Source organism: Streptomyces sp. T028, from assembly GCF_048159505.1.
Taxonomy (GTDB): Bacteria; Actinomycetota; Actinomycetes; order Streptomycetales; family Streptomycetaceae; genus Streptomyces.
In genome coordinates, this window is sequence record NZ_JBLRVZ010000050.1 from 167,701 (window position 1) to 189,520 (window position 21,820).

The window sequence follows — 21,820 nt, forward strand, 5'->3', positions numbered from 1 at the left end:
GGCCTCTCAGGAGCAGCAGCCTCCGCCGCAGCAGCCGCCGCCTCCGCCCCCGCCGCCCGACCGGGGCGCGGGGGCGGTCGCCGTTCCGCCGACGGACACGGTGGACAGAAGCTTCACGGAGTTCTCATGTCCGTCCGGACAGGCCGCCGGAGCGGAGGACTCCGCCATGGGACGGCTCAGTTCGAACGTGTTGTCGCAGGTCCGGCAGCGGTACTCGTAGCGAGGCATGCGGACAGGCTAGGGCCTGTCCGGCGGATCAGGTCGGAGGAAAGCAGCGGCACCTTATCGGCGCAGGTGAGCGGGGCTTGGGGCGTCTGACTGCAAGGCGGAGGAGGGCGTCGACGCGGAGCGTCGGCAACCGACGACAACGCCGCAGGCAGGCGTGCCAAGCCCCGCGTCTCCGGCATGATCCGCCGGACAGGCCCTAATCCCCATATGCCCGGAAGGGCCGTCATGAGTTTTGGCAGTGTTCGCTTCTGTCGAATTCTTATGTGGAGACTTTGCGAAGAGCGCTGGTAATTTGAGGGTGCCGCGATGAACCGCGAGGTCGGGGGGATTCAGGGTTTGCAGCCGAGTCCACGGCAACCATGTCAAACCCTCGTACGTCTGTACGTCTGCCTGTGCGAGCAACACGGAAGTGCGGAGGGAGACGCGTAGTGGCCCAGGTGGGGCAGGGGGAGGAGCCCCAAAAGCCGGACGAGACCATGCAGTTGAAGGTCCCTGCTTCTTTCCGGGCGGACGAGACGATGCAGCTGCGAGTGTCGGACATACCCAAGGTACCTGACACGTCGGCGAGTTCGGAGAAAGCGCGTACTTCGGGAAACCGCCGTAAAGCCCCCCGTCCCTCCCTCTTTGCCCGAATATCCGCGGCTTTGGCGTCCCGGTTGGCCCCCCTTCTCGCGGTCCTGGGGCCCTATGTGACTCGTGTCACTCCCTACCTCCGCAAGCTCCGCCCACAGTACCCCCGCCCCGGCCGCACCGGCTGGCGGCGCTGGATACCCTCCTGGCGGCAGTGCCTGGGGGGCTTCTTCGCGTCCCTGGGCCTGAGCACCTTCTTCCTCGTCGTCGCCTACGCGGCCACCGACATCCCGGAGAACCTCAACTCGTACGCCACCCAGCAGGACAACGTGTTCTTCTGGTCCGACGGCACGCCCATGGCCCGCACCGGCTGGGTGCAGCGCCAGGCGATGCCGCTGAAGGACATCCCGGAGGACGTCCGCTGGGCGGTCCTCGCGGCCGAGAACGCGAGCTTCTACAGCGACCCCGGCATCTCCGTGAAGGGCATCAGCCGCGCCCTGTTCCGCACGATCGGCCAGGGCGACACCCAGGGCGGCTCCACGATCACCCAGCAGTACGTCAAGAACGTCTACCTGAACCAGGACCAGACCCTCAGCCGCAAGTTCACCGAGGCGATGATCTCCCTCAAGCTGGACAACCAGATGACCAAGGACGACATCCTCGAGGGCTATCTCAACACCAGCTGGTTCGGCCGCGGCGCCTACAGCATCCAGCGCGCGGCCCAGGCCTACTACGGCAAGGACGTCGGCGAACTCAACGCCAGCGAGGCCTCGTTCCTGGCCTCCCTCCTCAAGGGCGCGGCCCTGTACGACCCGGCCGTCAGCAAGGCCAACCGCGCCCGCGCCGTAGAGCGCTGGAGCTGGACCCTGGACCGGATGGTCGAGATCGGCAAGCTGTCGAAGGCCGAGCGGGCCAAGTACAGGAAGTTCCCCGAGCCGTTGAAGAGCAACCCGCTCTACGACACCGGTGAGCAGACCGACTACCTGGTGGAACTCGCCTCCCAGTACGTCAAGAAGGCCGCGGGCATCTCCGACAAGGCCTTCGACCTGGGCGGCTACCAGATCTACACGACCTTCGACAAGAAGCGGGAGGACGAGCTCACCGAGGCCGTCACCGACGCCCGCAAGAAGGCGCTCAAGGACGCGCCGAAGAAGGCGAAGACCGCCCACTACGGCGCCGCGTCGGTCGCCTCCGACGGACGGATCCTCGCCGTCTACGGCGGCCCCGACCACCGTACGCAGGGCTACAACGAGTCCAACGCCACCACCGTCCCGGCCGGCAGCGCCTTCCTGCCGTTCGTGTACGCCGCGGGGCTGGAGAACGGCATCCACAAGACCCGTGAGGGCGACACCACCGTCGTCACCGGCCAGTCGCTCTACAACGGCGACAACAAGGTGCTGCTGACCACCCCCGAGGGCTACTACTGGGACCGCAACGGCAAGCGGGTCGCCGCCGAGAACGACGGGGGGAGGTCCTACGGCCAGATCTCCCTGCACCGAGCGCTGGAGCTGTCGGTGAACAGCCCGTTCATGCAACTCGGCATGGACACCGGCCTGGACAAGGTGCGCGAGACCGCGGAGGCCTCCGGCTTCCTGTCGTCCAGCATCGGCGCCCAGGTGCCCACGCTGTCCCTGGGCAGCTCCACGCCCAGCGCCATCCGGATGGCGAGCGGCTACTCCACCTTCGCCGCGGACGGAAAGCACACCGAGCCGTACTCGGTGCGCAAGCTCACCAGGAACGGCTCCAAGGTCGTCCTGGACACCCCGAAGCCCAAGCAGGCGATGCGCACCGCGGTGGCCGAGGAGGTCACCTCCGCGCTCACCGACGCCTTCCGCACCGCCCACCCGTCCGACGTGCCCGTCTCGAAGCCCGGGTCCGCCCCGGCGGGCAAGGCCGGCACCAACGACAAGGACACCACATCCTGGTACGTCGGTACCGCCGAGAAGGTGTCCACGGCGGTCGTGGTGTACCGCATCGACCTCACCAAGAGTCTTGAACCACTGCCTCTGGAGGGCATCGCCGGAACCACCGACGACAGCGTCCCGTACGGCATTTGGTCAGGTGCCATGAGCCCGCTCGGCTGACCACCGAACGGGCCCCGCGTCCCCAACCGGGAGAATGATCCGCACATGAAGTCACCGTCGGGCCGCCGCCGCAAGGCACCGGCCCCGCGCCGCACCGCCGCCGCGCACCCGGGGTTCCTCACCCTGGCCGCGCTTCTCGTCGTCGCCTCGCTGATGGGCGGCTACCTGGTGCTCGACCGCACCGACAACACCCAGCCCACGGCGTCCTCGGGGGACAGCAAGAAGGCGTCGGCGAAGACGAGCAAGGAGCCGGAGTGGGACGGCAAGACCCACGTCCTGGGGGACGGCTCCACCTCGTACACCGGTCCGCAGAAGGACCAGTTGAAGGCGGAACCCCTCAAGCCCGGTGAGAAGCCTCCCCAGTTCGTGGTCCTCTCCTGGGACGGCGCGCTCGCGGGCGACGACGGGCTCTTCGAGCACTACCGCCAGATGGCCAAGAAGTACGACGCCCATATGACCTTCTTCCTCACGGGCATCTACCTGCTGCCCAAGAGCAAGAGGGACCTGTACTCCCCGCCGATGCACTCCAAGGGCTCGGCGGCGATCAGCTTCCCCACCGACGAGCACATCCGCACCACGCTGGAGGAGCTCGGCGAGGCGTGGGAGGAGGGCAACGAGATAGGCACCCACTTCAACGGGCACTTCTGCGGCGCCAAGGGCGGCGACGACTGGAGCGTCGCCCAGTGGAAGAGCGAGATCGACCAGTTCTACGAGTTCGTGGAGAACTGGAAGACCAACACCGGCTACACGGACATGGACCCGCTGCCCTTCGACTTCAAGAAAGAGGTCACCGGGGGCCGGGCGCCCTGCCTGGAAGGGCAGGAGAACCTGGTGAAGGCCGCCAAGAGCTACGGCTGGCGCTACGACGCGTCCAACCCGGGCGGCTTCCAGGTCTGGCCGACGAAGAAGGACGGCCTGTGGGACTTCCCGCTCCAGATGCTGCCCTACGGTGACGTGCAGGCGCTGTCCATGGACTTCAACTTCCTGTACAACCAGTCGAACGGCGAGACCGAGGGCGACCCCTCCAGGTACGCCGAGTGGCAGCAGGAGACCATCGACTCCTACATGTCGGGCTTCAACCGCGTGTACTACGGCAGCCGGGCCCCGCTGTTCATCGGCAACCACTTCGAGAACTGGAACAGCGGCATCTACATGAAGGCCGTCGACCACGTCATCGAGAACGTGTGCACCAAGAAGGACGTCAAGTGCGTGTCCTTCAAGGAGTTGGCCGACTGGATGGACGTGCAGGAGCCCGAGACGCTGGAGCGGATGCGCAGCCTGGACCCGGCGCAGAGCCCGGACTGGTCGACCGTCGTGAAGTGAGGCGTGAGGCGGGCGCGAAGTAACCAAACCTCAACCGCCCCCCTCTTCACATCACCCACACACGCCGTGCAAAGATGCCCTCCCCGGCATCCCTCCGCCGGGCAAGAGGGGAAACATCAGTGAAGTCAAGGAAATTGAGCCGTTCGCGGCGTCGCCTCACGATAGCCGGGGCGGCCGCCGCCTCGGTCGTCGCGGGGGCGGCGCTCCTGCCGAACTGGTCCGCGGGCGCCGCGGTCGTCGACGACCCCACGGTCGACGCACAGACGAAGGCCACCTTCCAGCGGCTGGCGGACGCGGTCTTCACCGACCGCACCGACGCCCTGGTCACCGGTCGGCAGGGCGACCGTGAGAAGCCGCTGACCAACGGCTTCTCCGGCGACGTCAAGCTGTCCGCCGGCACGGCCCGCACCGAGGACGCCGCCCTGTCCTCGCTCGGACAGCGCAAGGACAAGCTGGCGAAGGCCGGCGAGAAGTACAGCAAGGCCGCCACCACCGTCACCCTGAACGCCACGCGGGTGACGGGCCGTACGGCCAAGGCAGCGGTCACCGAGACCACGACCCTGACCTACGCGAACGCCACCGCCGGACAGCCGAAGACCACGGGGTTCCAGGCCCAGCACGAGCTGACCTTCAAGGCCGACCGGCACGGCAACTGGCAGCTCACCGGCATCGCGGACACCGACCAGGGTGGCCTCGCGGTGAACACGGTCTCCAAGCCGACGTCCGTCAAGGCCACCACGGCGGACGACACCATGCCGAACGCCCCGCGCGCGGCGACCACCCGCAACCCGGCCGCCGTGCCGAAGACGGGCACCACGTACGACTACAAGGCCATGGCGGCCTACGCAGAGAAATACGTGTACACCTACAACAAGGACTACCCGGACTTCAACGGCCACGGCGCCGGCGGCGACTGCACCAACTTCGTCAGCCAGTCGCTGAAGGCGGGCGGCTGGAAGCACGTCCCGGGCTATGTCTACGACTACACCAAGTGGTTCGGCAACGCCGACATCCAGTCGGACTCGTTCGTCGGCGTCAACGAGTGGTCGTGGTTCGCCCAGAACTCCAAGCGGACCACCGCGCTGGCGAACGTCTACCAGCTCGAGGTCGGCGACGTCCTCCAGGTGGACTTCGACCGGGACGGGTCCAAGGACCACACCATGATCGTCACGTACAAGGCCAACGGCGTTCCGTACGTGACCTACCACTCCAACAACACGCTCCGCCGGTCGGTGGCGAGCCTCGTCGCGTCGTACCCGAACGCGTACTACTACGCCTACCGCACCTGATCCGACTGGTCCCGCCGCTCGGACTCGCTCTCCACGAGATCCGGGTGGCGGGCCCGCCAGTACGGGTTGTCGTGCGGCAGGGCGGAACCGACCCTGCCGTACATCCCGAAGACGAGCAGCAGGATCCCGATCACGAAGCTCAGCATGCAGTTCTGGATCTTGAAGGCCAGGAAGTTGTAGTCCGTCTCCAGCAGCGCCATGTTCAGGAAGCCGCTGAGGATGAACAGGACGCCGAAGGTCATGTTCAGCGTGGACGCGAAGTTCCCGCCGATCACCATGCCCACGAAGAGCAGCAGCCCGACGCCGATGGACAGCCAGCTCAGCGCGCCGTTGGTGTTCAGGCTCCAGACCTCGTCCCCGCCGGTGTCGAAGAAACCGATCTCGTCGATGACACCGAAGATCCCGAAGACGACGAGCCCCAGGCCCATCAGCCCCGCCCCGATCCGGTAGACCAGGTTCAGCCGGTGGTCGACGGGCAAGTGGTCGTCGAGCCTGATCCGACGCCGGGTGTGCAGTGCGTGTGCGGCCATCTCCGCCTCCTTGTGCGTGGACGTGCCGACGGAGGCTTACGTACACCCCAATATCCGCCCGCCCGGCCCAGGCGGCAAACGTCCGCGGTGCCGGCGTCCGTGGCGTCCGTCAGTGGGACGCGCCGCGCTCCTCGCGGATCCGGGCCACCACGCCCCCGACCGTCTGCCGGACCGCCTCCGTCTCGGTGAGGAAGTGCCAGTAGTCGGGGTGGCGGCCCTCCAGGGTGCCGATCGCCCGCTCCAGGCGGGCCACCGAGTCGTCCAGCGGGCGCGCGTGCCGGGGATCGGGTGTGTTGCGCCCGGCCATGGCCAGCCGCTGCGCGTCCCGGATCGCGAACCGGGTCCGGTCGATCTCCGCCTGCGGATCCTTCTGCACGGCGTTCAGCCGGTTCATCCGTTCACCGGCGGCGGAGACGGCTTCGTCGGTGGTGTTCAGCAGCGCCCGCGCCGTGGACAGCAGCGAGGTGGCGTCCGGCCAGCGCTGGGCGTCCCGCGCCGCCTGCGCCTCCCGCAGCTTCGCCTCCGCCTGGCGTACGTTCTCCACGGCCTGCTCGGGCACCCGCTGCAGGTCCTGCCAGCAGGCCGCCGCGAACCGCCGCCGCAGTTCGCTCAGGATCGGGTCGACCTGGCCCGCGCGCGTCGTCAGCGCCTGCGCTCGCGTGCGCAGCGACACCAGCCGGTGGTCGATCTCCGCGGCCTTCTCCGGCAGCCGCTCGGCCTCCGCCCGGACCGCCGCGGCCTCCCGGGAGACCCGCTCGGCCCGCTCCAGAGTCTGCGGCACGCCGTGTTGCCCGGCGCCCTGGTTCAGCTTGGTCAGCTCGGGCCCGAGGGCGGCGAGCCGGGCGGCCAGGTCGTCCGCCGTGAGCCCGGTCCGTCGTACGGCGTCCAGCGCGTTCGACGCGGCCAGCAGCGTCTGCCGGGCCCGCTCCACGGCGGGCGCGAGCCGGGCCAGCTGGGTCTCGGCCTTGCCGAGCAGCGGGCCGAGCCCCTCGGCGAAACGATCCAGCTCCTTCTTGACGTTGCCCAGCTCGTCCTTGGCCCGGGTCAGCTCGGTCCGCGCCCGCGCGGCCGTCGAGGCCTCCAGGTCGTCCCGGTCCAGGTCATGGGCGTCGACCGCCTCGATGTAGCGGCCGCTGGCCTCGTCGATGCGGCGGCCGATCTCCGCGAAGCCGGACACCGCGCGCCGCGCGGCCGGGGAGTCGTCCACCGCCGTGATCGTCTCGATGGAGATCCGCAGATCCCGCTGGGCGGTGTCCAGCTCGTAGAACGCGGCCGCCGCCGCGTCCTTCGCGGCCTGAGCCTCGGCCCGCTGGCCCTCCGCCCGCCCGCCGAACCAGCGCCGGGTGCCGCCGCCGGCGAACGCGGCGGGCAGGGCGAGCGCGACGACGAGCGGCAGGGCGAGGAGGGTGAGGGTGTCCTTCACCGCGTCGTTCACCGCGTCCCTCACCGCGATCTTCACCGCCGGGCGGTGTGCGCGCGGCACCAACGGCGAGTACGGCTGCGGTGGTGTCGCCGTCACATCCCTCTCCCGTGCTGTGATTCGCTGAACCGGTGTTCATTCTCCCACCGGTTGAAGACGAACACACGGGCCGGTCAGTTCGCCGTGCGGACCGTGACTTTCCCACCGGGGCCGTCGGGCCGATACGGGTTTGCGGGACACGGCCCCGGGCAATGTAGGCTGTCGACTCGTCCTGGGTGCGTAGCTCAGGGGTAGAGCGCCTGCCTTACAAGCAGGATGTCGGCGGTTCGAAACCGTCCGCGCCCACCAGGGAACAGCGAGGGCCTCCGGAGAGATCTGGAGGCCTTTTGCATGTCCGGGTCACGCAACCCCTAGGATGACGGCTGTGAACGGACTGTGGCGGAGGGCGGTGTGCGTGCTCGGGCTCCTCGTGGGCCTGCTCGGCATGCACGGGCTCGCGCCCGGGGGAGCCCAGTCCGCGCACGCGGAGGCGCGGCCCATGGCCGTCGTCGCGTCCGCCGAGGCCCATGACGGCTGTGCGGGCGACGAGGGCCACTGCGGGGGCGGACACGCCCGGCATGCCGACTCGACCTGCGCCTCGGCCGCGGTGAGCGGCGGACCGGTCCTGCCGGGCCTGGCGGCCGACCCCGCACCCGTGGCCGTATCGGACGAGATCCCGTGCCCGTACGCGGCCGCGGCCCCCGACGGCGCTCGCGCGCCACCTTCCCTGGCGGAACTCCAACTCCTGCGGATCTAGACACCGCTTCGCGCACCCGCGCGCCCGTACGACGGGCCGGCGGGGGTGCGCCGACGTGTCCACGCACCCTTTTCTCCCCAGGAGTTCCCGCATGACCAGCACCACCACCCGTGGCCCGATCCGCCGTGCCGCCCTGGCGGCCGTCACCGTGACCGCCGCGCTGATTCTCACCGCGTGCGGCGGTGACGCCGAGTCGGCCTCGTCGGACGCCTCCGCCGCCTCCGGTGAGGAGCACAACGCCCAGGACGTCACCTTCGCGCAGGGCATGATCCCGCACCACCGGCAGGCCCTCCAGATGGCGGAACTCGCCGCCGACCGCGCCTCCTCCACCGAGGTCAAGGACCTCGCGGCCCGTATCGAGAAGGCCCAGGACCCGGAGATCGAGAAGATGACCGGCTGGCTGAAGGCCTGGGGCGAGGACGTGCCCGAGGAGGGCGGGTCCACGGACGAGTCGATGCCCGGCATGGACCACTCGGGCTCCGGCGGCATGGCCGGGATGATGGACGACGCCGAGATGCAGACGCTGGAGAAGGCCTCCGGCGAGGCCTTCGACACCGCGTTCCTGACCTTGATGGTCGAACACCACGAGGGCGCCGTCGAGATGGCCGGAACAGAGCAGGACAAGGGCAGCTACCAGCCGGCCAAGGACACGGCCGAGGACATCGTCACCGGCCAGACCGCGGAGATCGCCGAGATGAAGGAGCTGCTCGGCAAGAAGGGCTAGGCGGGTCGGGCCAAGTCCGCTGCGGTGTGGCAGCGCCCCAAAGGGGCGCGGGGAACTGCGCGACCAGCCACAACGGCGCCGCAGACGAACACCGGCACATCGCGCCACGTCCAGCGGAACGCTCAGCCCTCGCCCCCGGATGGGGTCCCGTGCGCGTGCTTGAGGTGCGTGCGGGCCTCCACCCGGTCCTCGGTGGCGACCTCCGACCAGAAGCGGTGGCAGCTCACGAACACCGCGAGCTCGTGCTCACGCCGCCGCAGCTTCTCCACCTCGGCCTGCTCGTCGGCCGTCCAGCCCGGGGACGCGGGGCGCTCGATCTTGCGCCAGCCGCCCGCGTCGCTGAATCCGTCCAGGGGCTCCACCGACCAGGGGAGACGCTTCAGCAGGGCCGACAGCTCGGCCCGGACCTGATGCAGCTCCTCCTGACCGGCGCGCAGGTCGCTCGGAAAGTCATAGGTCTTAGCCACACGGCAATGGTACGCCTGTTCGATTTTGCGAGGCGAGCTCCTTTGGGGTGTTCGTGTGAACATACGTTCGATTGCTTGAGGGGGGAGACTGGTGACATGTGCCGGAGTATCAAGACCCTGCGTCCGCCCGCGTTGCCCGAGCAGGCGACCGAGGAGGACATCCACGCCGCCGCCCTGCAGTACGTCCGGAAGGTGTCCGGGTTCCGGGCGCCCGCCGCGCACAACAGGGAGGTGTTCGACCACGCCGTGGAGGCGATCGCCGAGGCCACGGCCCAGCTGCTGGGCGGGCTGGAGGTGCGGGGGGCGGCGAGCAGGGTCTCGTAGAAACCGGGCTCAGGCCGACGGGCGCCGCATGACGTACGCCGCTCCCGCGCCCGCGCCGAACAGGGCCAGCACGGAGACTCCCGTCGCCAGCCAGCCGGCGCCCAGCCAGTGCGCGCCGAAGTAGCCGAGGGCCACGCTGTACGCGGTCCAGGACAGTCCGGCCAGCGCGGACCAGGGCAGGAAGTCACGGGCGCGGCGGTGCGCGGCACCGGCGATCAGGGAGACGACCGAGCGGCCCGCGGGAGCGAACCGGGCCAGGACGACCAGGGCGCCGCCGCCCCGGGCGAGGGCCTCGCCGAGACGTTCCTGCGCGGTGGTCAGCCGCCGGGAACGGGAGATCGCGCGGTCCAGGCGGTCACCGCCCCGCCAGGCCAGCCGGTAGGCCACCAGGTCGCCCAGGACGGACGCGGTCGTCGCGGAGAGGATCAGGGCGAGGATGTCCGGCACCTGGTGCGGCACGCTGCCGGTCGCCGCGCCCGAGCCTGCGGCCGCCGCGGTGGCCGCCGTGATGACGAGCACCCCGCTCGGCAGGACCGGCAGGAACACGTCGAGGAGGACCGACAGTCCCACCAGCGCGTAGATCCAAGGGCTGCCCAGCAAGGCCCCCACACTCTCGAACACCCGATCGCTCCCCCGTGACAATGACAGCCATACAGCGTACGCGTGAGATGTGACAGAAGGGTCACGAGGGGTGTTTGGGTACCGCATGTCCTGTTCACTCCCGGCCTGTGAACGCGGGTGCCCTCCCCGCCGCTGCGGAGAGGGCACCCGGTGTACCTGTCTCAGGCCGCGGCGGTGGCCTGCCGTGCGGCCGGCTCACGCGACGTGGCCGAACGCCTGGTGATCAGCCGGTCCACGCCCAGGGCGCCGGAGCCGGTGAAGACCAGCAGCAGGAAGGCCCAGCAGAACATCGCGGAGGCCTCGCCGCCGTTCTCCAGCGGCCACAGGGCGCCCGGCTGGTGCACCTTGAAGTAGGCGTACGCCATGGAGCCCGAGGCGAGGAACGCGGCGGCCCGGGTGCCGAGGCCCAGCAGTACCAGGACGCCGCAGACCAGCTGGATCACGGCCGCGTACCAGCCGGGCCAGGTGCCGGCGCCGATGGTGCCGCCGTCCGTGCCGACGGCTCCGCCCAGGACGCCGAACAGGGAGGCGGCGCCGTGGCAGGCGAACAGCAGGCCCACGACGATGCGGAACAGCCCTAGCGCATAGGGCTGTGCGGTGTTGAGGCGAGCGGACATGGTGGGGGGTGCTCCTTCGGTGTCGTGTCGGTCGGACCGTCCGTGCTGGGGACTGGGACGGCCCGTCGGTGGGGGCGGCGGTACCGAATGAGCGATCAACGTTAGGCGGACCTAATCAATGCTTGCAAGTTCAACATTCAGCCATGGCCCGGGGTCCGTCCGGGGCCCAGCTTCCACGGTCGCCGCACGTAGGACGGCTCTCGCCACCGCGTCCGCGTCCGAAAGCGTGACCGAATCCACGCCCGGGCGGGCGCCCGCCGCCGTCACCCAGTGCACACCTTCCGTGGGCACCCCGAAGGCGAACCGCCGTGCGTGCGGACGGCCTTGACGGTCTATCAGGTGATACGGGCGGTGTGTCACGTCCAGTCCGCCGGTGACATGACCGTCGACCGTGTGAGGGCGGCACCGCCCCGTCTTCAGCAGCCGGGCGAGGAGGACGTCGGCGGTGCGGCGCAGCTCCGGTTCCGGCAGCCGGGCCTCGACGAGGGTGGTCACCCGGACCGCCGAGCCCGGCACGTCCGGGGAGTGCGCGGACCAGGCGCCGTCCTCCTCGCGGACCTCCAGACGCGGGCCGAGCACCTCCACCACGCCCGCCTCGATCAGCGCGGTCAGCTCCTCGACACGGCGGCGGGGCGGGCCGATGGAGAGGAAGGCGTTGAGCGGGGTGTACCAGCGGTCCAGGTGGGCGCGGCGGGAGGCGCCGGAGAGACCGCCGTGGTCGACGACCATCCGCAGCTCGTTGCGCAGATCGCGCAGTACGTCCAGGGCCGCCTTCAACGGCCCCTCCACGTTCCCGCGCGCCGCGTCCTCCGCGTCCCGCCGCAGATACGCCAGCAGCCACTCCCGCCACTGCCCCGGGTGCGCGAACCGGCGTTCCGCGTACGGCCGGGAGATCCGGTCCCAGCTCCAGCGGTCGGCCTCCGCCACACCGAACTCGTCGAGAATCCGGGCCTCTTCGGGATCCCGGTGCGGCACGGCGAGGAACCGGTCCCCGAACTCCGCCGCCCGTCCCGTCAGGGCCGCGTAGTAGACCGTCTCCACCTCCTTGGCCACCAACGGCCAGATGTCCGCCAGGAAATCGGGTGCCTCCCCGGAGTCCGCCCGCTTGCGCAGCCCCGCGATCACCTCCGGCGTCAGCACCAGCGGGACATGGCGGCCGTACGGCCCCTTGGCGTTGTCCCCGCGCGCCTGGTACGGAACCCCGCGCCGCGAACCGGCGTGGATACGGGGTTCACGGCCGGAGGGTATGTACCGCAGCCCGCCCGACGCCGCGTGCGTGCCCGTGTCCGTGTCCGTGCCCGTGCCCGTGTCCGTGCCCGTGCCCGTGTCCGTGCCCGTGCGGACGAAACGGCCGCCCCTCCCCGTCGTCAGGAGGGCCATGTGGTCGAAGAAGTTGAGGCCCAGGCCGCGCAGGAGGACCGGCTCGCCCGGGGCGAGGGGGGAGAGGTCGACGTCGGCCGGGTTGGCGGGCGGGATGTGGCGCAGGCCGTGCCGCGAGGCGTAGGCGGTGTGGCGGTGCTGGGCGCTGTCGGCGACCAGCGGCAGATGGCCCTGGGCCAGGACGACGGCGGACAGGGCGAGCAGGACCCGGCCGTCGTCCAGGGTGAGGACCTGGCGGCCGTCGGCGGCGTCGTCGAGACGGACGGCGCGTGCCGCGTGGGTCTCGACACGCACCGAGGGCGGCGCCTCACGCACGGTCCGGGCGAACACCCACTCCAGGTAGCGCCCGTAGTGGGCGCGGGTCGGGTACTCGTCCGGGCCCAGCGCGCCGCCCGCCCACGCGTGGAGGGTGGGTCCCGGGCGGACCGGGCCGGCGCAGTCCACGCTGTCGTCGGTGAACAGGGTCACCTGCGAGGCCACGGTGTTCATCAGCAGCTCCGGCGACTGCGCGGTGCGCCACACCCGGCCGGGCCCCGGTGGATCGGGGTCGACGACATGGACGGTGAGCCGTACCCCCGGCGGGAGGAGGTCCGGAGCGGACGCGCACAGGCGTTCCAGGACGCTGGTCCCGCGCGGCCCGGCGCCGACCAGGGCGACGGCGACGGACACCGTTTGCGCGTTCGCTCGCGCGTTCTCTGAGGGCAAGAGGGTGACTCCCGGGCGTGTGGGGCGCGATGGAGTGGGCCGTCCGCGAGGCGTGCCGGAGGCGGACGGTCCGCCTCATCATGCCGTTGCCCGTCACGGAAGCCAACGCGGGCCCCACCGGCCCCGGTTGTCCCGGATGAACCTCATCGGGAGGTCAAGTCGGACTCCTCCACCGTGGCCAACGTGCCCTTCCCCTGGTGTCTTGCGAGGAGGCCCCGGCGTTCACGCCGGGGTGGGGGTACCTCCCGCTTGCGGGGGAGAGGCGCATCCCGTGCAGCGACGCCGAGCGTCGCCGTATCCGGCTTCTCGGGCGCGGAGCGCCACCGGTCTCTGCCCGGAGGGGCCGGGGGGCGAACGTGTGTTTCTGTGTTCGCTGATGGGGGTGATCGCGGCGGGAGATGGGTGTGGGTGTGCGGATCTCGCTCGTATGGTCGTGTGAGCCCAGGGGTGGGTGACGGGAACGGGAGCGGGGGTGTCGGCATGGCGGAGGCGGCGGGGCCCGATGGTGTGGATCATGCCCGGTACACCTACCGGCTGCGCGTGTCCTCCGCCGCCCGCACAGCCTTGGCGGCGGAGTGGGACCGGTGCCGGTGGACGTGGAACGAGTGTGTCGCCAAGTCCAGGGCGGTGCACCGGCACAACAAGGCCACCGGGCAGAAGACGACGTGCGGCCCGGCGCAGCTCGATCGGATGCTGACCGAGGCCCGTAGCCGTACGCCGTGGCTGCGTGAGGGCTCGTCGGTTCCCCAGCAGCAGGTCATCCGTGACTTCGGCCGCTCCCGCGCCAAGGCGCACAAGGACATCCGGGAGGGGTTGCCGATGGCCCGCCGGGCCGGGATGCCCGGGCACAAGAAGAAGCGCGAGGCGCCGGCGAGTCTCAACTACACCCGGCGCGGTTTCCGGCTGAAGGACGGCCGGCTGCATCTGGCGGGCGGCATCGTCCTGACGGTGGTGTGGTCGAGGGACCTGCCGGCCGAGCCGTCCTCGGTGCGCGTGTACCAGGACAGCCTCGGGCACTGGTACTGCTCGTTCGTCGTGCCCGCCCAGGTCCAGCCGCTGCCGGAGACCGGCCGTGTACTCGGCGTCGACTGGGGCGTGAAGGAGACCGCGACCACCACGTCCGACGACCACGACCTGCCGCACGCCGGGCACGGCAGGAAGGCCCGGGCGAAGCTGACCCGGTACGACCGGATGATGGCCCGCCGCAGACCGAAGAAGGGACAGCCCGCCTCGAAGGGCTACCGCGAGGCAAAGCACCTGCGGGCGAAGACGTACAAGAAGGCCGCCCGACAGCGGCAGGACACCGGCCGTAAATGGGCCAAGAAGGTCGTCCGTGACCATGACGCTGTCGCCGTCGAGGACTTCAAGCCGAAGTTCCTCAGCCGGACCACCATGGCCCGCAAAGCCGCGGACGCCGCCATCGGCGCCACCAAGCAGGCCCTGATCGAGATGGGCCGCAAGCACGGGCGGGACATCCGCCTCGTCCACCCCGCGTACACCACGATGGACTGCGCGCACTGCGGAGCGAGAGCCAAGCACGCAATGCCGCTGGGTGAGCGCACCTACACCTGCACCACGTGCGGAACCGCGTCCCCACGGGACAAGAACTCCGCACGCGTGATGCTCGTCCGGGCTGGTCTCAACCCGGCTGGTGCCGAGGGCGCAAGACCTCCTGGAGCGCTGCTCCAGGAGGCTGCCTGAGCCAGGAATCCCCTCCCCTTCAGGGAGGGGAGGATTCAATCTCCTCCGTCGCCCCGTACGGTACGCAGCGGCGGAGGAGCGTGGGGAGTGCCTGGCGCACACCGGTCGATCAGCAGCTGGCCAGGTAGCTGGTCAGCGCGGACTTCTCGGCCGAGTCGACGGAGAGGTCGTAGTAGTACTTCACCTGCACCCAGGCGCGGACGTAGGTGCAGCGGTAGGAGGTGACCGACGGCATCCACTCGGCCGGGTCCTGGTCGCTCTTGGACTGGTTCACGTTGTCCGTGACGGCGATGAGCTGCGGGCGGGTCAGGTCGTTGGCGAACTGCTGGCGCAGGGAGCTGCTCCAGCTGTCGGCGCCGGAGTCCCACGCCTCGGCGAGCGGGACCAGGTGGTCGATGTCGAGGTCGGAGGCGGCGGTCCAGGTGGCGCCGTCGTACGGGGAGTACCAGGTGCCGCTGGTGGCGGCGCAGGCGGAGCTGGTGACGACGTTCGTACCGTCGCGCTTGAGGACCGTCTCACGGGTGTTGCAGGTGCCGGAGATGGTGATCCAGTGGTTGAACAGGTCGCGGTCGTAGCCGGTGCGGTCCTCGGTGGCCACGGTGAGCGAGGCCAGGTAGGTGCGGGCGGTGGCCGCGCTGACCGGGGTGGGGAGGGCGGCGGAGGCGGTGGGGGAGTTGAAAAGCGCGGCGGAGGCTATGAGAGCGGTGAGCGCTGCGAGTATGCTCATGCGTCGACGCGCGTAGAACTTGGCCATGCGAACTCCCTTGAGGGGTGGGGGTGTTGGCGCGAGCGCTTGGAATGCTCGCCGCGCCGCGTTGCGGGGAGGTATGCGTCAGGTAAGAAGTTAATGACGCGTACATGACACAACAAGCTTTACGGCGAAACGATCTCCAGCGGTTTCTCGTACACTGGGCGGAGCAGAAGGGGAGTAGCTCTTCGCCGGACCGTCGACATACTGCTCAGCTCGTCTGAGCCGGCGCCCGGAGGCAGGCCCGTCGTGTACGGGTCGGCCGGCGAGACCTTCGGCAAGCAGTGCACATCCGTGCCGGTCGGCGCGGATGCCGTGTGCTGCCGTGCCGAGGTGTTTTGCTCGCGAAGTGCTCGCGAACCGCACGGACTCTCGGTGGGGCGGCCCCCGACCGATTGAGGAACCTTGATCAGCTTCACCGTCATGGCGCTCGTCTTCGGTGTCGTCTTCCTGGCCGAACTGCCGGACAAGACCGCGCTCGCCGGCCTCGTCCTCGGCACCCGCTACCGCGCCTCCTACGTCTTCGCGGGCGTCGCCGCCGCCTTCGCGCTGCATGTCGCGCTCGCCGTGGCGGCCGGGAGCGTGCTGACGCTGCTGCCGCAGCAGATCCTGCACGCGCTGACGGGCGTGCTGTTCCTGGGCGGCGCGGCGATGCTGCTGCTGACGAAGGGCGGGGCCGATGGTGACGCGGAGGTCCGGCGGCCGGAGAACCAGTCCTTCTGGAAGGTCGCGGGCGCCGGATTCATGCTGATCCTGGTCGCCGAGTTCGGCGACCTGACCCAGATCATGACCGCCAACCTCGCCGCCCGCTACGACGACCCGCTCTCCGTCGGCCTCGGCGCGGTGCTGGCGCTGTGGGCGGTGGCCGGACTCGGGATCGTCGGTGGAAAGGCGCTGATGAAGCGGGTGCCGCTGAAGCTGATCACGCAGATCGCCGCGCTGCTGATGCTTGCGCTCGGCGTGTGGAGCCTGTGGGAGGCGATCGCGGGCTGAGCTGGGGGCTGAGCTGAACGCTCGGTGAACGCTTTCGGGGGTGGGTGGCGGCGGGCGCCGATTGTTTTGTACCGTGGGGAAACAAAGTGGCTCCCGCCCGTTTTCCCTGACCGGCGGGCGGGGCCGCCTTGTTTTTGCGTACGCCTGTCCCTTATGCCTGTCTCTTATGTGTGTCGCGTGTGTGGGGAGCTGCTCATGCCGGTCCTGTCCGCCCGTGCCCTCCTGCTCGACATGGACGGCACCCTCGTGAACTCCGACGCCGTGGTCGAGCGGATCTGGCGGCGCTGGGCAGAACAGCAGGGGCTGGACGGCGACGAGGTGATGAAGGTCGTCCACGGGCGCCAGGGACACGCCTCGATGGCCGTGCTGCTGCCCGACCGGCCGATGGAGCGGAACCTCGCGGACAACGCGCGGATGCTCGCCGAGGAGACCGCCGACCTGGACGGTGTCGTGCCGGTGCCGGGGGCGCCGGAGTTCCTCGCCTCCCTGATCGCGCAGGAGGTGCCGCACGCGCTGGTGACCTCGGCGGACGTACCGCTGTCCACGGCGCGGATGGCGGCGGCCGGGCTGCCGCTGCCCGAGGTGCGGATCACCGCGGAGTCGGTGGGGGCGAGCAAGCCGGATCCCGAGGGCTTCCTCAAGGGCGCGGCGGAACTGGGGATCGCGCCGGCGGAGTGCGTGGTGTTCGAGGACTCCGGGGCCGGGATCGAGGCGGGGCACGCCGCCGGGATGCGGGTCGTGGGGGTCGGCGCGCGGGCCGGGATGTACGGGCCGGACGCGGCGGTGCGGGATCTGCGCGAGGTGCGGGTGGAGGCTGTGGGGGACGGGGTCCGGATTCACCTGGTCTCTTGAGAGGAGGCACCGGCGTTCACGCCGGGGTGGGGGTACCTCCCGCTTGCGGGGGAGAATCGCGTCCCGTGACGGCAACGCGGGGCGTCGCCGTGGAGCGCTGCTCCAGGAGGCGGCCTGAGCCAGGAATCCCCTCCCCCACGGGGTCCCCCTCCAGGGAAGGGAGGATTCAAACGTGTAGCAGCCGCTCGGTCAGTTCGCGGTAGTCACGCAGGGCCAGCCGGAGTTGCTCGGTGTCCGAGCCGGTAGCCCCGTCCTCCTTCTCCCCGGGCTGCCAGGAGCCGCGCAGGCTGCGGCGGCGCCGGTTCACGGCGTCGGTGAAGCGGTCGGCGAGTTCCTCCAGGACGTGGTCGGCCTCCGCGACGGCGTCCCGGGGTCCGTCCACGAAGCCGACGACGGCGTGCTGCATCCGCGAGGCGAGCTCGTCGCACTCGTCCTGCGGCAGCAGCGCCTCGGGCCCGGCGGTGCGGGGGCGCACGGCAGCGGCCCGGGCCTTCTCCATCGGTGTGCGGGGCCGGCGGCTCTCCGCCTCCCGCATCGTGATGTCGGTCATCGCACGTCACCTTTCACCAGGTCGTCGAAGAGGGCGCGGGCCTCGACCATCGCGGCCCGCATGTCCTCCGTACCGGGCTCCGAACTGCGCCGCTCGCCACCGTGCAGCTCCCCACTGTGCCGCTCGCCCGTCGCCACGGCCGCATCCACCTCGCCCCCGGCACCTGCCCGCGCCCCTGCCGCCCGGTGCACGCGCCGGTAGCCGTGCACATGGTCGGCATGGTGGACGGTGAGCGCGGCGAGCTGTTCCTCGTAGCGGGTGCCGTCCGGGAAGCCGCGGGCGCCGGCCACCTCGGCGAGGAGCCGGTCGGCCTCGGCGACCGCCTCCCCCGGGGAGTCGACGAACCGCTCCTGCGCGGCCGTCCAGCGGGTCTCGAACCGCTCGCGCTCCGCGGGCTCCAGCGGCCTCTCGCGCAGTCCACCGTGCCGCTCCATAAGCGCGCCGAGTTCCCGCTCGGCCCCCTCGACGTCCCCGTCGTGCCGGGCCACGGCCCGGTCGTACTCGGGCCCGAAGCGCTGCTTCAGGCCCCGTCCGCCGTGCGCGCCCCGGGCCCGCAGGAACAGGACCGCCGCCACGGCGACGACGGCCGCCGCGGCCACGATCAGAACGATGATCACGCCTGTGGACATGGTTGCCTTCCGGTGCGTCGGCCCCACGGGCCGGTTCCCGTCCCGGGTTGCCCGCGGGGCCCCTCCCAAACGGGTGCAGAGCTCTTGGAGTCCGCATGCCCGTCCACGCTGGAACCGGCCCGGGAGGCCGCCGGGGGTCACGCATATCCGGTTGCGCACCCCGTCCGCCCTCTCCGCAGAATGAGCGGATGACCTGGACCGTCGCCCCGGAATCCGCCGACTCCGCCGTCGCCGCCGCCCTCTGGCGGGAGTACTACACGGAGGTCAGCGACCGCTGGTACCTGCTGCACGAGGGCCGGCGCACCGACCCGGACGAGCTGGAGCGGGAGATCGCCGCCCGGAACTGGGCGGAACTGATCCCGCCCGGCGGCCGGTTGCTGGTGGGGCGGTACGACGGTGAGCCGGGCGGCTGTGCGGGCGTACGGCTGCTGGACGCGGCGACCGCCGAGCTCAAGCGGGTGTTCGTACGGCAGGAGCTGCGCGGGAAGGGCGGCGCGCCGCTGCTGGTGCGGGCCGCCGAGGACGCCGCCCGCGCACTCGGTGCCACGCGGATGATCCTGGACACCCGCAGCGACCTGGTCGAGGCGCGTGCCCTGTACGCGCGGCTGGGCTACGAGGAGACCGGGCGGCACAACGACGACCCGTACGCCGAGCACTGGTTCACCAAGCACCTCACCTGATCCGGGGCTCCGGACGCCGGGGCTCCGGACGCCCGGCGCGCGGCTGTTCGCGGTCGGAGCCGCACAGCTCGTCGTTGAGTTCCCTGACCAGCTGCACGAGGTCGGTGGGCCGGTCGGGCCCCCACCAGTCGCCGAGCAGTTCCGCCAGCGACTCCTCCCGCACCCGTGCGAGATCCTCGGCGACCTCCCGGCCCCGCGGGGTGAGCGTCAGGTCGAGGCCCTCGCGCACGGCGAGCCGCCGCTCCTCGACCTGGCGTGCCGCCTCGATGACCACCGGGAGCGGGACGCTGCTGCGCTCGGCGAGCACGCCCGGCTCGACACTGCCGTACCGCTTCATCCGCAGCAGCAGCCAGCTCGCCGCCGGGAGGAGGTCGTGGCCGGCGCGGGCGGTGATCGTGCGGTAGACCTCGCGGCGGCCCTCGCGGGTGCCGAGGACGGACAGCGCGCGGCACACCTCGTCGTACGAGGAGCGTTCGACGGGGTTGCTGGCGAGGGTCTCGGTCACGTCGGGCGCGGTGACCGAGCCGCGCAGCGGGTCCTCCTTGAGGAACCAGGCCAGGACGAAGCCGAGGAGGGCGACGGGGGCGGCGTACACGAAGACGTCGGTGATGGCGGAGGCGTACGCGTGCAGGGCCTGCGGCTGGAGGGAGGAGGGCAGCTCGGCGATGTCGCGCGGGTCGGACTCCAGGGCGTGCGCCGAGAGGCCGGGGGGAAGTTCGGTGCCCCGGAAGGCGTCCGTGAGCTTGTCGCCGAGACGGTTCGCGAAGACCGTGCCGAAGACGGCGACGCCGAAGGAGGCGCCGATGGAGCGGAAGAAGGTGGCGCCGGAGGTGGCGACGCCGAGGTCCTCGTAGGCGACGGCGTTCTGCACGATGAGGACGAGGACCTGCATGACCAGGCCGAGGCCGAACCCGAAGACGAAGAAGTACGTGCTCATCTCGGTCGTCGTGCTGTTCTCGTCGAGCTGGTGCAGCAGGAGCAGGCCGATCGTGGTGACGGCGGTGCCGAGGACGGGGAAGACCTTCCAGCGGCCGGTGCGGCTGACGATCTGCCCGGAGCCCGTGGACGACAGCAGCATGCCGGCCACCATCGGCAGCATGTGCACCCCGGACATGGTCGGGGAGACGCCCTGCACGACCTGGAGGAAGGTCGGCAGGTAGGTCATCGCGCCGAACATCGCGAAGCCGACGATGAAGCTGATGACGGCGGAGAGCGTGAAGGTGCGGACGCGGAACAGCTTGAGCGGGAGGACCGGTTCGGCGGCCCCGCGCTCCACGGCCACGAACGCGACGGCGAGTACGACGCCGAGGACCGCGAGTCCGACGATCTGCGGGGAGCCCCAGTCCCAGGTGGTGCCGCCGAGGGAGGCGACCAGGACCAGGCAGGTGGCGACGGAGGCGATGAGGAGGGTGCCGAGGTAGTCGATGACGTGCCGGGTGCCCTTGCGCGGGATGCGCAGGACGGTCGCGATCACGGCGAGCGCGACGACGCCGACGGGCAGGTTGACGTAGAACACCCAGCGCCAGCTGAGCTGTTCGGTGAACAGGCCGCCGAGCAGCGGGCCGAGGACGCTGGTGGCACCGAACACCGCGCCGAACAGGCCCTGGTAGCGACCGCGTTCACGGGGCGGGACGATGTCGCCGACGATCGCCATCGACAGCACCATCAACCCGCCGCCGCCGAGCCCCTGGACCGCCCGGAAGGCGATCAACTGGGGCATGTTTTGCGCCATTCCGCAGAGCGCCGAACCGATCAGGAAGAGCACGATCGCGGCCTGGAAGAGCCTCTTGCGCCCGTACTGGTCGCCGAGTTTGCCCCACAGCGGGGTCGCGGCCGTCGAGGCGAGCAGGTACGCGGTGACGACCCAGCTCAGATGCTCGAGACCGCCCAGGTCGCTGACGATCGTGGGCAGGGCGGTCGACACGATCGTCTGGTCCAGGGCGGCGAGGAGCATGCCGAGCAGCAGGGCGCCGATGGAGACGAGGACGTTTCCGGACACGTGTTCCTCACGGGGATCCGCGGCCCTGCTGTGCGCGTCCAACGCCATGGATACCTCCTGAGGCTTATGTGCCACTGTCCATCGTGATCGGTGTGGCCGGTTATGGCCTCCCGAGCCCTCCCGGGGCCTTGCGGGCACCGAGGGAAAACCCGACGGAATGCGGCATTCCGGGGCTGGGCGAGTCGGCCGTGTGGAGGATCTGCATAAACTCTGGAGTTCTCATGGGGAGGGGCGAACACGTGAGCGATCGGACGGGGTGGCAGGGGCGACCGGGGCCGCCGCAGGGGCACCCGTGCCCGGAGTGCGGGGCGCTGCGCGCACCCGACAACACCCCGTCCTGCGCCTGCGCCCAACGCGCGTCCGACGCCCTGCGCGACGCCCGCACGGCGGAGGCGGCCGCGGCGGAGGACTTCGATCCGCTGCGGATACGGCCGTACGTCGAGCTGGGAGACACGGGCGGCACGCGAACTCTGGACGGGGGCGCTGGGGCGGCGGGCGGAGGCCTCGGCCGCCCCGGGGGCTCGCGGGCCGACGGGCACTTCGCGGGGGCCCCGGGCCCGACCAGGGGCACAGGGGCGAGCGAAGGCCTC

21 protein-coding genes, 1 tRNA gene and 1 pseudogene are annotated in these 21,820 nt (G+C 70.7%); 12 read left to right on the forward strand and 11 right to left on the reverse strand.

Annotated elements, in window-relative coordinates; translation table 11 throughout:
• Positions 1 to 6: 6 nt before the first annotated feature.
• On the reverse strand, positions 7 to 228 hold the full coding sequence (locus tag ACLZN2_RS40125) for an FmdB family zinc ribbon protein (RefSeq protein WP_416984567.1): 222 nt from the start codon (positions 226 to 228) through the stop codon (positions 7 to 9).
• A 476-nt stretch (positions 229 to 704) separates the two neighbouring features.
• Here ACLZN2_RS40125 and ACLZN2_RS40130 point away from each other — a divergent pair, with 476 nt between their 5' ends.
• The 3 genes from ACLZN2_RS40130 to ACLZN2_RS40140 all read left to right on the forward strand — a co-directional run bounded on the left by ACLZN2_RS40130 (position 705) and on the right by ACLZN2_RS40140 (position 5,494).
• Positions 705 to 2,882, forward strand: coding sequence for a transglycosylase domain-containing protein (locus ACLZN2_RS40130; protein ID WP_416984622.1), 2,178 nt, complete (start codon positions 705 to 707; stop codon positions 2,880 to 2,882).
• A gap of 45 nt (positions 2,883 to 2,927) precedes the next feature.
• Positions 2,928 to 4,205 carry a hypothetical protein gene (locus ACLZN2_RS40135; protein WP_416984568.1) on the forward strand — a complete coding sequence of 426 codons (1,278 nt, stop codon included), beginning with the start codon at positions 2,928 to 2,930 and terminating at the stop codon, positions 4,203 to 4,205.
• Between the two features lie 119 nt (positions 4,206 to 4,324).
• Positions 4,325 to 5,494 carry an amidase domain-containing protein gene (locus tag ACLZN2_RS40140; protein WP_416984569.1) on the forward strand — a complete coding sequence of 390 codons (1,170 nt, stop codon included), beginning with the start codon at positions 4,325 to 4,327 and terminating at the stop codon, positions 5,492 to 5,494.
• Here ACLZN2_RS40140 and ACLZN2_RS40145 read toward each other — a convergent pair.
• Together ACLZN2_RS40145 and ACLZN2_RS40150 are read right to left on the reverse strand one after the other, a co-directional pair.
• On the reverse strand, positions 5,482 to 6,024 hold the full coding sequence (locus ACLZN2_RS40145) for a DUF4383 domain-containing protein (protein ID WP_416984570.1): 543 nt from the start codon (positions 6,022 to 6,024) through the stop codon (positions 5,482 to 5,484). The genes ACLZN2_RS40140 and ACLZN2_RS40145 overlap by 13 nt on opposite strands.
• 109 nt (positions 6,025 to 6,133) lie before the next feature.
• Entirely contained in the window at positions 6,134 to 7,543 is a 1,410-nt protein-coding gene (locus tag ACLZN2_RS40150) for a hypothetical protein (protein WP_416984571.1), read from the reverse strand.
• Between the two features lie 174 nt (positions 7,544 to 7,717).
• Between ACLZN2_RS40150 and ACLZN2_RS40155 the strand changes: the two genes are divergently transcribed.
• From ACLZN2_RS40155 to ACLZN2_RS40165, 3 genes are all read left to right on the forward strand, one after another.
• Positions 7,718 to 7,792, forward strand: a tRNA-Val gene (locus ACLZN2_RS40155).
• Between the two features lie 76 nt (positions 7,793 to 7,868).
• Positions 7,869 to 8,240 carry a DUF6153 family protein gene (locus tag ACLZN2_RS40160; RefSeq protein WP_416984572.1) on the forward strand — a complete coding sequence of 124 codons (372 nt, stop codon included), beginning with the start codon at positions 7,869 to 7,871 and terminating at the stop codon, positions 8,238 to 8,240.
• A 91-nt stretch (positions 8,241 to 8,331) separates the two neighbouring features.
• Entirely contained in the window at positions 8,332 to 8,964 is a 633-nt protein-coding gene (locus ACLZN2_RS40165) for a DUF305 domain-containing protein (protein WP_416984573.1), read from the forward strand.
• 122 nt (positions 8,965 to 9,086) lie between these two features.
• Here the strand turns inward: ACLZN2_RS40165 and ACLZN2_RS40170 are convergent, their stop codons facing one another.
• Positions 9,087 to 9,431: a hypothetical protein gene (locus ACLZN2_RS40170; RefSeq protein ID WP_416984574.1), complete on the reverse strand. Its 345-nt coding sequence runs from the start codon at positions 9,429 to 9,431 to the stop codon at positions 9,087 to 9,089.
• A gap of 96 nt (positions 9,432 to 9,527) precedes the next feature.
• On the opposite strand from ACLZN2_RS40170, the gene ACLZN2_RS40175 reads away from it, so the two are divergent.
• A complete protein-coding gene (locus ACLZN2_RS40175) occupies positions 9,528 to 9,755 on the forward strand; it encodes a DUF2277 domain-containing protein (RefSeq protein ID WP_416984576.1) in 228 nt (75 codons plus the stop codon).
• A 9-nt stretch (positions 9,756 to 9,764) separates the two neighbouring features.
• Here ACLZN2_RS40175 and ACLZN2_RS40180 read toward each other — a convergent pair whose 3' ends face one another.
• From ACLZN2_RS40180 to ACLZN2_RS40190, 3 genes are all read right to left on the reverse strand, one after another.
• Positions 9,765 to 10,376 carry a DedA family protein gene (locus ACLZN2_RS40180; RefSeq protein WP_416984577.1) on the reverse strand — a complete coding sequence of 204 codons (612 nt, stop codon included), beginning with the start codon at positions 10,374 to 10,376 and terminating at the stop codon, positions 9,765 to 9,767.
• A gap of 161 nt (positions 10,377 to 10,537) precedes the next feature.
• Positions 10,538 to 10,993, reverse strand: coding sequence for a DoxX family protein (locus ACLZN2_RS40185; RefSeq protein WP_416984578.1), 456 nt, complete (start codon positions 10,991 to 10,993; stop codon positions 10,538 to 10,540).
• A 111-nt stretch (positions 10,994 to 11,104) separates the two neighbouring features.
• Positions 11,105 to 13,042 carry an FAD/NAD(P)-binding protein gene (locus tag ACLZN2_RS40190; protein WP_416984579.1) on the reverse strand — a complete coding sequence of 646 codons (1,938 nt, stop codon included), beginning with the start codon at positions 13,040 to 13,042 and terminating at the stop codon, positions 11,105 to 11,107.
• Positions 13,043 to 13,558: 516 nt separating this feature from the next.
• Between ACLZN2_RS40190 and ACLZN2_RS40195 the strand changes: the two genes are divergently transcribed.
• Positions 13,559 to 14,779 carry an RNA-guided endonuclease InsQ/TnpB family protein gene (locus ACLZN2_RS40195; RefSeq protein WP_416984581.1) on the forward strand — a complete coding sequence of 407 codons (1,221 nt, stop codon included), beginning with the start codon at positions 13,559 to 13,561 and terminating at the stop codon, positions 14,777 to 14,779.
• A 109-nt stretch (positions 14,780 to 14,888) separates the two neighbouring features.
• Here ACLZN2_RS40195 and ACLZN2_RS40200 read toward each other — a convergent pair whose 3' ends face one another.
• On the reverse strand, positions 14,889 to 15,533 hold the full coding sequence (locus ACLZN2_RS40200; RefSeq protein WP_416984583.1) for an HNH endonuclease family protein: 645 nt from the start codon (positions 15,531 to 15,533) through the stop codon (positions 14,889 to 14,891).
• Positions 15,534 to 15,932: 399 nt separating this feature from the next.
• Between ACLZN2_RS40200 and ACLZN2_RS40205 the strand changes: the two genes are divergently transcribed.
• Together ACLZN2_RS40205 and ACLZN2_RS40210 are read left to right on the forward strand one after the other, a co-directional pair.
• Positions 15,933 to 16,520: a TMEM165/GDT1 family protein gene (locus tag ACLZN2_RS40205; protein WP_416984584.1), complete on the forward strand. Its 588-nt coding sequence runs from the start codon at positions 15,933 to 15,935 to the stop codon at positions 16,518 to 16,520.
• Between the two features lie 195 nt (positions 16,521 to 16,715).
• Positions 16,716 to 17,372 (forward strand): HAD family hydrolase, encoded by a 657-nt coding sequence (locus tag ACLZN2_RS40210; RefSeq protein WP_416984585.1) that lies wholly within the window; start codon positions 16,716 to 16,718, stop codon positions 17,370 to 17,372.
• 166 nt (positions 17,373 to 17,538) lie between these two features.
• On the opposite strand, the gene ACLZN2_RS40215 is transcribed toward ACLZN2_RS40210, so the two are convergent.
• A complete protein-coding gene (locus ACLZN2_RS40215) occupies positions 17,539 to 17,922 on the reverse strand; it encodes a hypothetical protein (RefSeq protein ID WP_416984587.1) in 384 nt (127 codons plus the stop codon).
• Positions 17,919 to 18,551: a hypothetical protein gene (locus tag ACLZN2_RS40220; RefSeq protein WP_416984589.1), complete on the reverse strand. Its 633-nt coding sequence runs from the start codon at positions 18,549 to 18,551 to the stop codon at positions 17,919 to 17,921. The genes ACLZN2_RS40215 and ACLZN2_RS40220 overlap by 4 nt, the downstream gene beginning before the upstream one ends.
• A gap of 188 nt (positions 18,552 to 18,739) precedes the next feature.
• Between ACLZN2_RS40220 and ACLZN2_RS40225 the strand changes: the two genes are divergently transcribed.
• The gene (locus ACLZN2_RS40225) at positions 18,740 to 19,231 is read left to right on the forward strand and encodes a GNAT family N-acetyltransferase (protein ID WP_416984590.1); all 492 of its coding nucleotides are present in this window, start codon (positions 18,740 to 18,742) and stop codon (positions 19,229 to 19,231) included.
• On the opposite strand, the gene ACLZN2_RS40230 is transcribed toward ACLZN2_RS40225, so the two are convergent.
• Positions 19,224 to 21,278, reverse strand: coding sequence for a DHA2 family efflux MFS transporter permease subunit (locus ACLZN2_RS40230; protein ID WP_416984591.1), 2,055 nt, complete (start codon positions 21,276 to 21,278; stop codon positions 19,224 to 19,226). The two genes, ACLZN2_RS40225 and ACLZN2_RS40230, sit on opposite strands and share 8 nt — an antisense overlap.
• 173 nt (positions 21,279 to 21,451) lie before the next feature.
• Here ACLZN2_RS40230 and ACLZN2_RS40235 point away from each other — a divergent pair.
• Positions 21,452 to 21,682: pseudogene (locus ACLZN2_RS40235) on the forward strand (peptidoglycan-binding protein); the annotation flags it as partial.
• Between the last annotated feature and the right edge of the window lie 138 nt (positions 21,683 to 21,820).

Coding starts and splice junctions, on each gene's coding strand:
- ACLZN2_RS40145 (WP_416984570.1), bottom strand. CDS start 6,024: ATGGCCGCACACGCACTGCACACCCGGCGTCGGATCAGGCTCGACGAC.
- ACLZN2_RS40225 (WP_416984590.1), top strand. CDS start 18,740: ATGACCTGGACCGTCGCCCCGGAATCCGCCGACTCCGCCGTCGCCGCC.
- ACLZN2_RS40215 (WP_416984587.1), bottom strand. CDS start 17,922: ATGACCGACATCACGATGCGGGAGGCGGAGAGCCGCCGGCCCCGCACA.
- ACLZN2_RS40125 (WP_416984567.1), bottom strand. CDS start 228: ATGCCTCGCTACGAGTACCGCTGCCGGACCTGCGACAACACGTTCGAA.
- ACLZN2_RS40130 (WP_416984622.1), top strand. CDS start 705: ATGCAGTTGAAGGTCCCTGCTTCTTTCCGGGCGGACGAGACGATGCAG.
- ACLZN2_RS40210 (WP_416984585.1), top strand. CDS start 16,716: ATGCCGGTCCTGTCCGCCCGTGCCCTCCTGCTCGACATGGACGGCACC.
- ACLZN2_RS40135 (WP_416984568.1), top strand. CDS start 2,928: ATGAAGTCACCGTCGGGCCGCCGCCGCAAGGCACCGGCCCCGCGCCGC.
- ACLZN2_RS40175 (WP_416984576.1), top strand. CDS start 9,528: ATGTGCCGGAGTATCAAGACCCTGCGTCCGCCCGCGTTGCCCGAGCAG.
- ACLZN2_RS40200 (WP_416984583.1), bottom strand. CDS start 15,533: ATGGCCAAGTTCTACGCGCGTCGACGCATGAGCATACTCGCAGCGCTC.
- ACLZN2_RS40185 (WP_416984578.1), bottom strand. CDS start 10,993: ATGTCCGCTCGCCTCAACACCGCACAGCCCTATGCGCTAGGGCTGTTC.
- ACLZN2_RS40230 (WP_416984591.1), bottom strand. CDS start 21,278: ATGGCGTTGGACGCGCACAGCAGGGCCGCGGATCCCCGTGAGGAACAC.
- ACLZN2_RS40220 (WP_416984589.1), bottom strand. CDS start 18,551: ATGTCCACAGGCGTGATCATCGTTCTGATCGTGGCCGCGGCGGCCGTC.
- ACLZN2_RS40165 (WP_416984573.1), top strand. CDS start 8,332: ATGACCAGCACCACCACCCGTGGCCCGATCCGCCGTGCCGCCCTGGCG.
- ACLZN2_RS40195 (WP_416984581.1), top strand. CDS start 13,559: ATGGCGGAGGCGGCGGGGCCCGATGGTGTGGATCATGCCCGGTACACC.